The following is a 14566-nucleotide window of genomic DNA, read 5'->3' as shown; positions in this document are numbered from 1 at the left end:
AATGGTCAGTTTTCGTATCAAAAAATGTCCGCGCTCTGATTGACTGAGCGCGGACGATAAATGCGATCAGTTTGGAATGGTGGCGTCGATGCCTTCCACATACCAATTGATACTCGCAAGCTCTGTGTCGTTTAGCGTATAGCCAGCGGCGACGACCTCCTTACCTGTGTTATCGAGAAGGGGGCCAGTAAAGGGGTGAAACTCACCGGATTTAATTTTGGCTTGAGTTGCTTTAATCGCAGCTTGTAGCTCTTGTGGTAAGCTGGGATTAATCGATACGATTTGTAAAATATCGTCTTGAAAGCCACCCCAAAAATCTTCCGGTTGCCAATCTTTGTTGACCACTTTCTCGGCGCTACGAATGTAGTGAGGCCCCCATACATTGCGTACTGAGAACATGTGTGATTTGGGAGCAAAGTGACTCATATCTGACGCTTGTCCAATGCCCATCACGCCACGTTTTTCCGCAGCAATTAAAGGTGCTGGGCTGTCGGTATGCTGCAAAATGATGTCCACACCTTGATCCATTAGCGCGTTAGCAGCATCGGACTCTTTACCCGGGTCATACCAAGTATTGACCCAAACAATTTTGATTTTGACTTCAGGATTGACACTTTTGGCCCCAAGAAAAACGGCGTTAATATCGCGAATGACTTCTGGAATGGGAAACGAGGCAATATAGCCAATCGTATTGGTTTTGGTTGCCATTGCAGCGGCGACGCCAGACACATAGCGCCCTTCATATGTGCGCAGCGTATAGGTCGAGACGTTTTTGCTGCGTTTATAACCCGTAGCGTGTTCAAATTTGACTTGGGGAAAGCGTTTGGCGGCTTTGATCGTAGGATTCATAAAGCCAAACGATGTGGTAAAAATCAAATCATGGCCTGATTTTGCCAGTTGAGTGATCACTCGCTCGGCATCGGCGCCTTCTGCGACATTTTCGACATACGTGGTCTCGATTTGGTCGCCATAATGCTGTTTCATCGCAATTCGGCCTTGGTCATGCTCGTAACTCCAGCCGTGATCGCCAACCGGCCCAACATACACAAACCCAACTTTTAATGGATCGTCAGCCAATACCGATGTCGATAATAAGGTTGAGATTGAGAGGGCGGTTGCCTTCATCCAGGTGGTTATTCTCATTGTTCTCTCCATGCTTTGTTGTTATTTCCCTTTTGAAAAATTCCGATACTCGCCTTATTTGATAACCGTCTTATTTGAAGGTGCAGGTATTTTTTCGGCATATATCGCACTAGTGCAAAAAGTTGACCAATTGGTCGTATTTTTTGCCGAAGAAAATCAACCATTATTCACGCGCCCTTATGCGGTAAGGCTTAAGCGGCTATTAAAAATTTATTAATGGCGTGAAAAGGGGACAAATTAGCATTGATTTACGTGGTTGAGCGCTGATGATAAATCGCATCCGTGCACTGTGATGAGGCATTGCACTATTTTGGAATCGTGTGCTGCGAGCCGCTGACAACATGAACGTCTTCATGATACGTAGCGTATCGATTTCGAATGTTTGCTTTTGGTACGCCATTCTGTAAAATGCGCACTAAATATTCAAAGCATCGGAGTGACCATGAAAAACAGTCGAGCGAAAAGCATCCTTCTTAGCCTGATCTTATGTGTATCGAGTGGCGTTTTGGCCGCCAACGTTGAAAAACAGATCAGGATTAAAGGTCATAATTACGCACTTCCCAGCGCTGAATTAAGAATCGTCAATGACCGTGCCACATTTTCGTTCTATAAAGGACAAGGTGCAGACTTTGTGGCTCTATATAACTTAAATCGTCTCTCTGCGAACACATTAGTGCGTTATGCTAAAAAATCACGTGAAGTATTTGAATCGATGAAATCAAATGGACGTTGCCCCGATGGTGATTTGTCAGCGCATATCGGGTCGATATCAAGTCGTATGGGATCGGATAAAGCTCAGTTTAACGTTGTCTGTGTGAATAATGATATAACGGTGCAAGCTGTGATGACGGATGAGTACGTCGTCAATTATGTATCAACCAATTTTGAAGTGTTTCAATTTGAACGTTGGGCAGATGATATAAACAGCAAAATGATCAAGTATAATAAATAAATCAATGGTTTATGTTATAGGAGTGACTGAGTTGGATAATGGTGAAAAAACACTATCAGGTTTATTTGACGGTAGAACGATATTTAACATTCCAGAATATCAAAGAGCTTACGCTTGGTCAGAAGTTCAGCTAACCGAATTTTTGGATGATCTTCACAATCAGAAATTGGGTCGAAGTTATTTTCTTGGCACCGTATTATTTGAAGAAAAGGGCTTAGAGAGTAATTATAAGATTATTGATATTGTTGATGGGCAACAAAGACTGACAACAATCATCATATTTATGACATGCCTCATCGAAAAACTAACATTGCTTTCTTCGTCAGTCGAAGAAAAGGATGAGTTAGAGCTTCTTTATGAAACCTACGTAAAGCACCGTCGTCAATTTAAGTTGAGAGCGCTTGAGGAAGATAACGATTTTTTCCACAGTTATATTTTAGGCAATAAAGATGGTAAGCCTTTCATCAGGACGCCCGCTCAGCGTCGGTTACATAACGCAAAGCAATTTTTTACAAGTAAGCTGAACTTACTTGACAAATCAGCGCTGCAAACACTGAAAACTAAGCTTGATGAGCACTCGAGGGTTCTGGTTTACTCGGTTCAAGATACGGCGGAAGCGACGCTCATTTTTGAAACCACCAATGACCGTGGTAAAGGATTAACCAACTTAGAAAAAATCAAAAGCTTCATGATGTATCGAAGCTATGTTGCGTCGGAAGATGTTCCTGAAGAGCTGCTAAAAAAAATCAGAACGCGATTTAGTGATATTTATAAAGAATATGAACAGTTCAGTAGCAAAATAGATGAGGATTCTATTTTGCAATATCACTATATCTGTCATGAAAAATGGTCTGGTAAAGAGTATCAGCAGCATGTGCAAGGAATAAAAAGCCATGTCAATCAAATGATCTCCTCTGGCGATAATACGTCAGCGTTATCCTATGTCAATGATTACACTCAAGATTTAAAAGAAACCTTCTATACGGTTCATGAAATCATTAAATCTGAAAAAATTGAAATGAAAGAATTGATGATTTTAAATCGAATGGGTAACTTTTGGCCATTGTTAATAAAGACCTACAAATTCGATAAATCTGAAAATAAAGTGGATTTTTCAAAGGTAGTTAAAATTCTTGTTAACTTTAGTTTTAGAATTTATGCGGTTAACCAAAACCGCGGCAATACCGGGCAATCTAAGCTTTTTTCACTAGCAAAGCATTTTGGTGGCAATTTTGAAAAACTCAATGACACACTCATCGCTATCATAAAAAAGTACTGTGATGATAAATCGTTTAGAACCAACTTATCCTACCCTGATCTCTATGAATGGATTTATGGTAAGGACTTGAACTATTTTTTCTGGAAGTATGAAAACCATTTGCGCACTATGGTGCAGCCAAAAGCGTCGCCAATGTCTGAGCAGGAGCTTGTCAGTGATAGCAGTAAACTTAAGTTGTCTATTGAACATATCGCTGCGCAAAATCCTCGCAAAGTGGTGGTAAATGATATTTCTATTCTTCCAGAAGTGGATGACGAATTTGAAGAGCAGTTTCTACACAGTTTAGGAAATTTGACGATTGATCCATTGAGCGCAAATGCCAGCAAAGGGAATTTAGATTTTGACTGCAAAAATAGTGGGTATTTTCTAAAGGCACCATTTAAAGCTCAGAATGAACTTGAATCCTTTTTAGAGGAGGGCTGTTGGACTCGAGGCTCAATATCAAGGCGACAGCAAGTTCTCATCGATTTTGCGTTGCAGGCGTGGTGTTTGGAGCATTAAGGCTTGTATCAGTTTTCATTTGAACTTGCAGTGTTGTTCATTTGCATCATGTCATCCTCAACACAGTGAAATTCTGTGTTGAGGTGTTATTTATTTGAGTTACACAGAATCACTCTCAATTAAACCCAAATTTTCCATTGCTATTTTTCCACTCAGACTCTGGAGGAATGGTTTCTATGGCCCCCCAGTGTTCAACTATTTTATTGTTCTCAATTCTTAGCATGTCATAATAAGCGACATGATCGCCGCAAAAATTGCCTTCGCTAATACTCAGAACAAAATTCCCTTCGCCGAGTATTTTGTGATTTTTACTGTAGGACATTTTTAGTCCTTGTTCAGCCATTTTTTCGAGCGCTGTTTTAAGCCCATCAATACCATCGGCTATTACAGGGTTGTGTTGTAAATAGTGAGATGAGCCAGGATTTATATAATCGGTGATTTTGTCGTAGTGTTCACCAATAAGAATGTTTTTCACAAAGTTAGATACTAAGGCTTTATTTTCTTCGGTCTTATCTCTATCGACTATTTCCGTGGTGCCATCAATTTGAGTACGACCACTGGGATTAGGGGATGACGCTTTTTCCGTCAAGTTATCCCAGTGCTCTACAATTAACCCATTTTCTATTTTGAAAATATCAAAACCAACTTTAGGGCCAAAAAAGTCGTAGTCCATATGCGCAAATACATAAGGACCGTCTTCAAATACTCTTTTGACGTTAACTTTTGTCGAACCTTGGGGCAAATCGGACATAAGCTTTTCAAAGCCTGCATACCCATCAGCAACATTCAAACGGTGTTGAATGTATTTATTCGGGTTTATATATTCAATTGCACTCTTATCGCCTGTTTCTAAACCTTTCAACAACGCGACTACTTTTTCTTTGTTACTCAGTTGCATAAGCATTCTCCACTATGAATAATTGGTTAAACTTAAGCGTGTGAAAATAAATTAAGTGCGGTGTACACAGCGCAAGTGTAGGCTTCGACAATCGAAAATGCGAATTGATTGACATTTAGAAGAGTATCAAAAGTACCCAATATTCAAGTCGAAAACTATAAAATCCACTTGCGCTGCTAAATATTTATTAATGTTTATTATCAATGTTAAGCCGATAAGGCGACAGAGGCAGCGTCACCTAATCACAAATTTACCGATCTAGCGTAAATTCACGCTGATGCCAGAGGATAAACTGAAAAATTGGCGGTACACTATCGCCGATTTTTCTCGCTAATGAGGGCAACATGAATAAAAAACAGGGCTTCACCTTGTTAGAACTGGTGGTGGTGATTGTCATCTTAGGTGTATTGGCTGCAGTGGCGGTGCCTAAGTATCTGGATATGAAGAGCGAGGCGCGGGTTGCGGCGATTGAAGCGTTAGAAGCGGCTTTTGAAGATGGGCTGCGCCTGGTAAGAGTGAAATCCACAATGCCGAATGCTTTACTTGATACCGGTGGTAAGCAAGTTTGGTTGGATATTAATGGCAATGGTCAAATAGATGACGATGGCAATGGGTCAGATACCGATGCCAGCAAAAATAATGGTATCGACATCTTTATGATTCAAGGGGGAGGCGATCTTGGTTGGGTGCCCGACAACTATCAAATTCACAAATTGGTGACACTGGATCCGCAATTTGAAGTAGACCTGTCACATGACATAAATCAAGCTTATATCGGCTACCGTTTTGACGGTGTCGACGAGAATAATAAACCACTGACTGTTCGAAGCAGCAAATGCCGAGTTTATTACAATCATAAAGTATCAAACTTAAGTGACTTGATCCGCAAAGATATCAGCGGTTGCTAGATTTTGGTTCTAGACCCGTTCAACTTGACGTTGCAGCGCTGCTGACTGGCATTCATATTACCTAGAGCGCTCACGCTCAGAGGCTTTGTTGGCTTATCAGCTATTTGCAACGTCAAGTGATTAAGAAGAACACTCTTTAGTTCAATTTGGGATCAAACGGTTTGCCCAAACTCATTGGTGTCGCCAATTTTTGTTTTAACGCATTGGAGCTAATGATCACCATCACCGCGATAGTCGCAACATAGGGCGTCATCGCGAGTAAGTTTGGCGAAATCGAAAAGCCAAAGCCTTGCATCACTAGATGCAAAATCGACGCAAAACCAAACAAATACGCGCCGAGCGCCAAATAGCCAATGCGCCATGAGGCAAATACCACGAGTGCGAGTGCAATCCAGCCACGGCCTGCGGTCATATTTTCCATCCACATTGGCGTGTAGGCGAGTGATAGATACGCGCCCGCTAACCCGGCCATTGCACCGCCAAATAAGGCGGCTGCGTAGCGTACGTGACGCACTTTAATGCCAAGGGCATTCGCCGAATGAGGATTTTCGCCCACCGCACGTATGGTTAAGCCAATTCGAGTTTTGTGCATGACAAACCACGCCGTTCCTACCAACGCAAAGCTTGTATAAACCAAAATGTCTTGATTAAACAGCAGTGGGCCGAGAAACGGCAGTTGGCTGAGGAGCGGTATCGCTATTGGCTGAAATCCATCTAAGGTTGAGCCGACAAGACTACTGCCCAAGAAGGCGCTTAAGCCGGTGCCGAAAATCGTCAGCGCCAGCCCGGTCGCCACCTGATTGGTGTTTAACGTTAAGGTAAGCAGTGAAAATAACAACGCCATTGCCATGCCAGCCCCTATGGCAAGGGCGATGCCAACGTAAAGATTGCCCGTATAAAATGCACCTGCAAAGCCTGCCATGGCACCCATCAGCATCATGCCTTCTTGCCCTAAATTTAACACACCGGTTTTTTCGCATATCAGCTCACCCAGCGCGATGATAAGAAGCGGCGTTCCGGTTTTAAGCGCGGCTAACAAAATAGGTTGAATCAGTAATAAGTCCATTATACGACTCCTTGAGGGCGTGATGACGGAGTCGCGGTGTGACTCTCTTTCTTGGCATGAATTTGGTTGTGCTCTGAAGCGGCACTAAATTTGGGGGACAGTGTGATTCGGTAATAAATTAAGAAATCGCACGCGAGTAAGAAAAACAGCAGTGTGCCTTGGAACAGCCCAGTTATCGCCATCGGTAACGCCAATTCAATTTGAGCTAAATCACTGCCCATATAGAGCATGCCCATAAACAAAGCGGCGAGAATGATGCCAAGCGGGTTTAAACGGCCCAGATATGCCACAATGATTGCCGCGTAGCCATAACCTGGTGAGACCGATGGGATCAACTGACCTATCGGCCCTGTCACTTCTGCTGCGCCTGCAAACCCTGCCAGCGCCCCCGCGCATAGCATGACAGCCCAGACGATGCGATGGCTTGAAAAACCAGCGTAACGGGCGGCTGCCTGGGACGCGCCAAAGACCCGCAATTGAAACCCAGGTTGTGTTTTCAATAATACAAAAGCGGCAACGATTGCGGCGACAATCGCGATAACGATGCTAACGGAGGCACGGCCTTCGTCCATTAATGTTGGCATGAGCACCGAATCGGTGAACATAACCGATTCGGGGAAACCAAAGCCTTGAGGATCGGCAAGTGGCCCATGGACCGCCCACAGCAAAAGATACAATCCAATGTAGTTAAGCATGATGGTGGTGAGGATGAGGTTAGTGTGAAATAGGCGATTGAGTAACGTTGGGATCGCCGCCCAAAACATGCCAGCAGCCATACCGCCAAAAATGGCAAACACCAGCATCATGCCACTGCTATTGCTATCGGCTTGTACCGCAATCGCACTGGCGACGACCGCGCCTAATAACAGCTGCCCTTCGGCGCCGATGTTCCAAATATTTGCGCGATAACACAGAGCAAGGCCAATCGCGCATAAAAGTAGCGGAGTGGATTTAACCAGTAACTCACCCAAATTGTACGGATCGCTGATAGGTTGCAGAATAAAAACATCAAATGCGTGCAGTGGGCTCACATCCAATGCAATAAACATTGCGCTGGAAAGCAGTGCGGTGAGCGTAATTGCGATAAGGGGGGAGCACCACGCCATTAATTTTGAGCTTTCGATTCGAGGTTCGATTTTAAGCATGAGTCGCCACCTTATGGTTTGTTGTTTGGCTATCTGTGAGGAAACTGCCCGCGATCCACTGGCCAATTTGTTCAATATTGGTTTGCTCAGTGGCGACGGCTTCAGAAAGGTGGCCTTCGTAAAGTGCCGCCATGCGATCGCAGATCATAAAGAGTTCATCAATGTCTTCGGATACAACCAAGACGGCGGTGCCAGCATCACGCAGCGCAATCAACTGGCGATGAATGGCGCTGGCAGCGCCAATATCGACGCCCCATGTAGGATGAGCGCAAATCAATACGCTTGGCTGCTGCTCGACCTCGCGGCCCATAATGAATTTTTGTAGATTACCGCCAGAAAGGCTTTTGGCTGCAGATAAGCCGTTATGACATTTGACGTGATTGCCATCAATTAACTGCTTGGTGAGCGCTTGTAACGCTTTGGGCATAATTACGCCAAGTCGAGTCAAGCGACCGACATTGGTAAGCAGAGTGTTCTCAACCAAACTCATCTCTGGAACGGCGCCTTGACCGAGCCTATCCGCTGGAACATACGCCATGCCTAGGGCGCGGCGAGCGCCAGCATTTAAGTGACCAATGGCTTGACCACCAAAGGTGATGGCATTGGCGGTGGTATCGACGATTTCTCCGCTTAGCGCGTTAAGTAGCTCTTCTTGTCCATTGCCGGCAACACCTGCAATGCCAAGAATTTCACCTCGATTCAAGGTGAGTGAGAGCTGGTTTAAGCCACAGCCAAAGGGGTGGGTGGGTTTTAAATTGAGCTGATGGGTTTGGAAAATTGGGTTGTTCCCGCACCGTTTAGGGTAGCTTTGGGATAACTCAGCGTCGCTACCGACCATCATGCGCGCAATTGACTCAGGGGTTTCATTGGCGGGCTCGCATGAGCCGCTGACCACGCCGCCACGTAAGATAACAGCGCGGTCGCACAATGCAGTAACTTCTTTCAACTTGTGGCTGATAAATAAAATGCTGCAACCTTTTGCGGCAAGGCTTTTTAACACGCGAAACAGTCCCGCCACTTCTTGTGGCGTCAACACGGAGGTTGGCTCATCTAAAATGAGGAGTTTGACGTTTTGGATCAGGCAACGCAAAATCTCGACCCGTTGACGTTCGCCAATACTTAAGCTGTGAACATAACGGTCTGGATCAACGTGCAAGTCATACTCTTGGCTAATATCAATAATACGCTGGCGTAAACTATCTAGTTTGGCGACAAAATCTTGGTCTAAGCCCAGTTCGATATTTTCTTGCACCGTTAGAGTTTCAAACACGGAAAAGTGTTGAAATACCATGCCGATACCCATGGCGCGAGCTTGGTTAGGCGAGTGTATCGTCACTTCGCGGTTACGCCATAAAATGGCGCCGTGGTCGGGTTGGTTAACGCCGTAGATCATCTTCACTAAGGTGGACTTTCCCGCGCCATTTTCTCCAAGCAGCGCTAAAATCTCGCCTTCTGCGAGCTTGAGGTTGACCTTGTCATTGGCAATGACTCCGGGAAACAATTTGCTGACATTCCAAAGTTCCAGCAGAGGTGGTTTGTGCATAGTAAGTGGTATCCTTTCCATTATCGCCTTATCTCCATGCCACCCTCAGATGCAATAACCTGACCAAGTGTTCAGAAATGTTGCGTTACCTTATTGTTGCTGCATTGTTATGCGAAGAGATTATCGTGAATTGAGATAGTACGGTGGTGTTAAACAGTGCAATTTTGGTGCAGTGGCACAGGTTTGGTGCGTTTTAATCCCCTTGACAGGCAGGCAAAGATTGCTGAATCTCAACAGATAGAATGAATAAAAACGCAAGGACTGCACAATGACAGAGACGGTTGAGTCACTTCCCAAGGTTAAGGGAGCGCCTGAAGGGGCGATCAGACGCAAAAATCAAACCCTGATTTTGCGCGCTGCGGCGCAAGAGTTTGTTAAACATGGATTTAAAGGGACATCGATTCAAGCGATTGCCGATAGAGTCGCACTGCCCAAGGCCAATATTCTTTATTATTTCAAATCAAAAACGGGCTTATACAAAGCGCTTTTGGCTGACATCATTGAGATGTGGAACCAAGGTTTTTCGGATGACAATGGTGCTAAAGCCCCCGCCGATGTGATTGGTAATTATATTCGCGAGAAAATGCGTTATAGCCGCTCACATCCCATGGAGTCTAAGATCTTTGCAATGGAGATTATCCAAGGTGCCCCTGTGGTGCGCGACATTTTAGAGCGCCCAATGATAGGGTGGAGCAAAGACAAATCGAATGTTATTCAGCGCTGGGTAGAGCAGGGCTCACTGCCTGCTATTGAGCCTCTGTATCTGCTGTTTATGATTTGGGGTTCCACACAGTTCTATGCCGATTTTGATACAGAGATTGCCTTATTGAAATCGCGTCCATTAAGTGACTCTGAGTTTTACGAGGCGCAAGAATTTAACGTCACTATGATTCTAAAAGGGTTGGATTTAATTTAAGTCGCTCATTTAAGTTCAATTGGGCGGCGCAGTCGTCACAAATACACTTTTTTAACAAAAGTTGAACATTTGGTCAGATTCTTGCTTAACTTAGGTTTGGGAATGGATTTGCAAGGAGGCGAAATGTTCAAGGAGTACCCACGGGATCTGATTGGCTATGGTGAAAAACCGCCTCATCCGCAGTGGCCAGGCCGCGCGAAGATCGCATTACAGTTTGTTGTCAATTTTGAAGAGGGCGGGGAGAACTGTGTACTGCACGGCGATGCAGGCTCGGAGCAGTTTCTCTCTGAAATCATAGGCGCGGAGTCTTACCGCGCTCGGCACCTTAGTATGGAGTCGATATACGAATATGGCAGTCGCTCTGGGTTTTGGCGTTTGCATCGACTGTTTACCCAGCAGCAGCTTCCCGTTACCGTGTTTGGTGTCGCGACGGCGCTAGAAAAGCATCCCGATGCGGTTAAGGCGATGCTTGCCGCGGAGTGGGAAATTGCCTGTCACGGTTTGCGCTGGATTCACTATCAACATATGAGCGAAGCGGACGAACGCGCTCATATTGAACAAGCGATAGCCATTCATGAACAAGTTACCGGCGCCAAGCCAAAAGGCTGGTACACCGGGCGCACCAGCCCAAACACATTAAAATTGATTGCAGAGCGCGATGATTTGCTCTACTGCGCCGACAGCTACGCTGATGACCTGCCTTATTGGGATGAGCATTATGCCAATCCATTACTGATGGTGCCTTATACCCTAGATACTAATGACATGCGCTTTGCCACGGCGCAGGGGTTCAATAGTGGCGAACAGTTTTTTCACTATCTCAAAGATGCCTTTGATGAGCTGTATCGTGAAGGCGAACATTGCCCCAAAATGCTCAGTATTGGTTTGCACTGCCGCCTTATCGGGCGTCCGGGCCGTTTGGCCGGATTGCGCCGTTTTATCGAATACACTCGTCAATTTGACCATGTTTGGTACGCCACACGAGAGCAAATCGCGCATCACTGGCTGAATCAATTCCCAGCGCCAAATGATGCCAAACCCAAACGTGCTCCTTTAACCCTGTCTAAAACTGAGAGCGCTACGGATGCGAACACTGAGATAGCTGAAACTGAGGCAGTAAAAACTAAGGCAGTTAAAATTAAGGAAGCTAAGCCTGAGGAAGTTAAGCTTGAACATGCTCGGTTTGCGGCAAAGACGACGCCTTGTGAGAAAACGATTCAACAAGGGAAAACGCAAGCCTACAAAGTCGCCGATATTTCTTCATCTCACCACGCGCTAGCGTCTCATCACACCAGCGGAACCCTGGCTCATGTTCGTGTCTCGGTGAAAGATCTGTTTGATGTGAAGGGGTTTAAAACTGGCGCAGGACTTACGGTGTGGCGCGATAGCGCAGCGCCTGCGCAAAAACACGCTGGCGCAGTGACACGCTTAGTTCAGCAGGGCGCGCAATTGGTTCACAAAACTCAGCTTGATCAACTGGCGTATTCACTGGCTGGTGATAACGCTCAATATGGGGTTTCACGCAATCCCTTAGCACCTACGCGGGCCAGTGGTGGTTCAAGTTCCGGTGCTGCAGTATCTTTGGTTAATCAAGCGTGTGATTTGGCATTGGCGACCGATACGGGCGGCTCTATTCGAGTGCCGAGCAGTTATTGTGGCTTGTATGGCCTCAGGCCGACTCACGGGAGAGTGCCTGTCGATGGGCTCATACCATTAGCACCGCGTTTTGATACGGCGGGACTGATGAGCCAAAGATTATCTGTTTTGGAGCAAGGAACATCAGTACTGCTGGGTGAAAATAGGCCGCTTGATACCGCAGCATCACTTTTCGCTGAGCAAACTTTGTTATGGTGCGAAGCGCTTTGGGATGGCGTTGACTGCGAATTAAAAACAGAAGCCTATCGCAGGTATTGTGAATTTGATGGACCAAAGCGCCAGATAGCGTCTCCGCCATTGAACACCACCGAACGGCAAAGCTGCTTTGCTGCGTTGCAGGCCGAGGCGATATGGCAAACTCATGGCGTATGGCTTAGCGATCATTTAACGCACTTTGGCGCTGACATTGCTCAGCGCCTGCGTTGGGGGCAGTGGCTGACAACCACCGAGGATGGGGCGATAGAGCTTATTAAAGCTAACCGCTTGTATCAGCGTTGGTCTGAACAAAAGTGCAATTGGCTTCCGTTGGATTCGATCTTGATTCTGCCAACGGTGCCATCTATTGCGCCGCTTATCTGCTCACCTGAGCCAATTGGCACCGAAAGTCACTCAACCGATTATCGCAATACATTGCTGGGCCTTACCTCTATCGCAGGTCTTAGTGGTTGGCCTCAATTGCAATGTCCGGTGCATGTGCAGTCGGCAAAGCAAACAGGCACTGCGAATTCGTCAGAAAATGGTGTGCATGGCTTGCCACACGGTTTGAGCTTACTTGGCCGAGAAGGGAGCGATATGAGTTTGTTTGCTATGGCGAAAAGCGTGTTTAGCACGCTTGATATAGACGAGCTTAACTCGGTGCTACCTCAAGCGTCTTCACCGGTGCAATGTGAGACTCCTCAACCCAAGACACCTCATATTAAGGAGGGAGCATGAGTTATCAAGCTGCCGTAACGGCGCCTCACTATCTGGCCGCGCAAGCGGGCAAACAAATTTTGGCCCAAGGAGGCAATGCGGTGGAGGCGTGTGTGGCAATGGCGAGCGCGCTCACTGTGGTGTATCCCCATATGACGGGGTTAGGAGGCGATGGATTTTGGCTAATTCATCGCCCCGGAGATAGGCCAGTGGCAATCAATGCCGCAGGCCACGCGGCGCAAAACCTAACCGACGTTGAGTTTGGAAACCATCAACGAGGCTCTAATGTGGCGTTAACCACAGCAGGCGCGGTGGCAGGCTGGCAAGCCGCGTTAGGCCGATATTCAACTCAAATGCCGCTGAGTCAAATTTTTGCCCCCGCGATAGAGTGTGCGCAAAACGGTTTTGCGGTCAGTACCAGTTTACATCACGCCATGGTCAAGTTGGCGGGAGAATACCCACACCCGGGTTTGGTGTCGCTTTTTTTCGCAGACGGTCAACCGCGACAAGTCGGTGATACGTTAACACTACCTGCGCTTGCCAAAACCTATCAGCAATTGGCTGAGCAAGGTTTAACAAGCTGGTATGACGGTTCATTAGCGGCGCAAAATGCTGAGTTTTTACAAAGCGAAGGCAGTCCAGTTCGCGCTGACGATATTGCTGCTACTCAAGCCCGCTGGATGACTCCCTTGTCTATCAAAACTCAGTGGGGTGAGTTTTTCAACTTAGGCGCGCCGACGCAAGGCGGCGCTTCATTGAACATCATTGGCTTATTGGACCAAATGGTGACGCGTGCGGCTAAGCCTTTAGCGTATTGGCAGAGTGATGACGGGGAAGAAGCGGCGCTGCACTTTCTGGTTGAGGCAGTAAAAGAGGCCTTTTCTTGGCGTAATGCATACTTAAGCTGTGATGCCGATTGTGATCAAAAATTGCAAGCTCGCCTCACACCTGCTGCTCTGGCTGAGCAATATTCACGCATAGACGAGAGCGCGAGACCTTGGCCTGAGCCGGGGCCGTGTGGCGATACGGTGTGGATGGGCGTTACCGATAAAAATGGTTTAGCGGTGAGCTACATTCAAAGCCTTTATTGGGAATTTGGCTCTGGGCTCGCCGATCCGCGCACGGGTGTGGTGTGGAATAACCGCTGTCTTGGATTTCACCCTGATGTGAACCATCCCAATCGATTAGGGCCAAATCGACAGCCAATGCACACGTTAAATCCGCCCCTGGCACTGCTCAGTGACGGCTCTCGTCTGCTCTATGGCACGATGGGGGGAGAAGGGCAACCGCAAACTCAGGCCGCGATCATTTGGCGCTATCTTGTGCAGAAAATGAGTCTTGCAGAGGCGATAGCCGCGCCGCGCTGGTTACTGGGAAAAACCTGGGGCAAGTCAGCAGAAAATCTTAAAGTTGGCGCGCCACTGTTTGAGCGGGTTCAACATAAGCTTCTAGCGCGCGGGCATGATGCCGTTGCCGCGCCCAATTTGGCCGAGTTTTTTGGTCATGCAGGCGCGGTTCGTATTTTTTCAGACAGCTCAATTGCTGCAAGCGATCCGCGCAGTGATGGCGCGGCTTTTATATACCCAAGTAACCTCAAGATGCATGGTTCAGCGAGAATGACTTGGTTTGTCAGTGAGGCGAGGATTT

11 protein-coding genes and 1 pseudogene are annotated in these 14566 nt (G+C 46.6%); 7 read left to right on the top strand and 5 right to left on the bottom strand.

Features of this window, described 5'->3' with window-relative positions; translation table 11 throughout:
- Nucleotides 1–66: 66 nt before the first annotated feature.
- Nucleotides 67–1143: a BMP family ABC transporter substrate-binding protein gene (locus tag HGP28_RS17340; protein WP_168837722.1), complete on the bottom strand. Its 1077-nt coding sequence runs from the start codon at nt 1141–1143 to the stop codon at nt 67–69.
- A 442-nt stretch (nt 1144–1585) separates the two neighbouring features.
- On the opposite strand from HGP28_RS17340, the gene HGP28_RS17335 reads away from it, so the two are divergent.
- Together HGP28_RS17335 and HGP28_RS17330 are read left to right on the top strand one after the other, a co-directional pair.
- The gene (locus HGP28_RS17335; RefSeq protein ID WP_168837721.1) at nt 1586–2095 is read left to right on the top strand and encodes a hypothetical protein; all 510 of its coding nucleotides are present in this window, start codon (nt 1586–1588) and stop codon (nt 2093–2095) included.
- 31 nt (nt 2096–2126) lie between these two features.
- The gene (locus HGP28_RS17330; protein ID WP_168837720.1) at nt 2127–3875 is read left to right on the top strand and encodes a DUF262 domain-containing protein; all 1749 of its coding nucleotides are present in this window, start codon (nt 2127–2129) and stop codon (nt 3873–3875) included.
- A gap of 115 nt (nt 3876–3990) precedes the next feature.
- Here HGP28_RS17330 and HGP28_RS17325 read toward each other — a convergent pair whose 3' ends face one another.
- Nucleotides 3991–4773, bottom strand: coding sequence for a nuclear transport factor 2 family protein (locus HGP28_RS17325; protein ID WP_168837719.1), 783 nt, complete (start codon nt 4771–4773; stop codon nt 3991–3993).
- Between the two features lie 344 nt (nt 4774–5117).
- On the opposite strand from HGP28_RS17325, the gene HGP28_RS17320 reads away from it, so the two are divergent.
- Nucleotides 5118–5681 carry a prepilin-type N-terminal cleavage/methylation domain-containing protein gene (locus tag HGP28_RS17320; protein WP_168837718.1) on the top strand — a complete coding sequence of 188 codons (564 nt, stop codon included), beginning with the start codon at nt 5118–5120 and terminating at the stop codon, nt 5679–5681.
- A 136-nt stretch (nt 5682–5817) separates the two neighbouring features.
- On the opposite strand, the gene HGP28_RS17315 is transcribed toward HGP28_RS17320, so the two are convergent.
- Genes HGP28_RS17315 through HGP28_RS17305 form a run of 3 tightly spaced genes read right to left on the bottom strand, consistent with a single transcriptional unit; the run spans nt 5818 to nt 9435 of the window.
- On the bottom strand, nt 5818–6747 hold the full coding sequence (locus HGP28_RS17315) for an ABC transporter permease (RefSeq protein WP_168837717.1): 930 nt from the start codon (nt 6745–6747) through the stop codon (nt 5818–5820).
- Nucleotides 6747–7892, bottom strand: coding sequence for an ABC transporter permease (locus HGP28_RS17310; protein ID WP_168837716.1), 1146 nt, complete (start codon nt 7890–7892; stop codon nt 6747–6749). Before HGP28_RS17310 ends, HGP28_RS17315 begins: the two co-directional genes overlap by 1 nt.
- Complete coding sequence (locus HGP28_RS17305; RefSeq protein WP_168837715.1) at nt 7885–9435, bottom strand: ABC transporter ATP-binding protein; 1551 nt, start codon at nt 9433–9435, stop codon at nt 7885–7887. Before HGP28_RS17305 ends, HGP28_RS17310 begins: the two co-directional genes overlap by 8 nt.
- A gap of 268 nt (nt 9436–9703) precedes the next feature.
- Between HGP28_RS17305 and HGP28_RS17300 the strand changes: the two genes are divergently transcribed.
- The 4 genes and pseudogenes from HGP28_RS17300 to HGP28_RS17290 form a co-directional block, all read left to right on the top strand.
- Nucleotides 9704–10351, top strand: a complete 648-nt coding sequence (locus HGP28_RS17300; protein WP_168837714.1) for a TetR/AcrR family transcriptional regulator — start codon at nt 9704–9706, stop codon at nt 10349–10351.
- Between the two features lie 123 nt (nt 10352–10474).
- Nucleotides 10475–11386, top strand: a pseudogene (gene puuE, locus HGP28_RS19275) (allantoinase PuuE); the annotation flags it as partial.
- A 24-nt stretch (nt 11387–11410) separates the two neighbouring features.
- Nucleotides 11411–12940 (top strand): amidase family protein, encoded by a 1530-nt coding sequence (locus tag HGP28_RS19270; protein ID WP_281355598.1) that lies wholly within the window; start codon nt 11411–11413, stop codon nt 12938–12940.
- On the top strand, nt 12937–14566 hold a 1630-nt coding region (locus tag HGP28_RS17290; protein WP_168837712.1), incomplete at its 3' end, for a gamma-glutamyltransferase family protein. The genes HGP28_RS19270 and HGP28_RS17290, both read left to right, overlap by 4 nt.

This window comes from Vibrio agarilyticus, from assembly GCF_012641465.1.
GTDB lineage: Bacteria > Pseudomonadota > Gammaproteobacteria > Enterobacterales > Vibrionaceae > Vibrio > Vibrio agarilyticus.
Note: the sequence above shows the minus strand (reverse complement) of the source record. Positions and strands in the feature narration are given on the sequence as shown.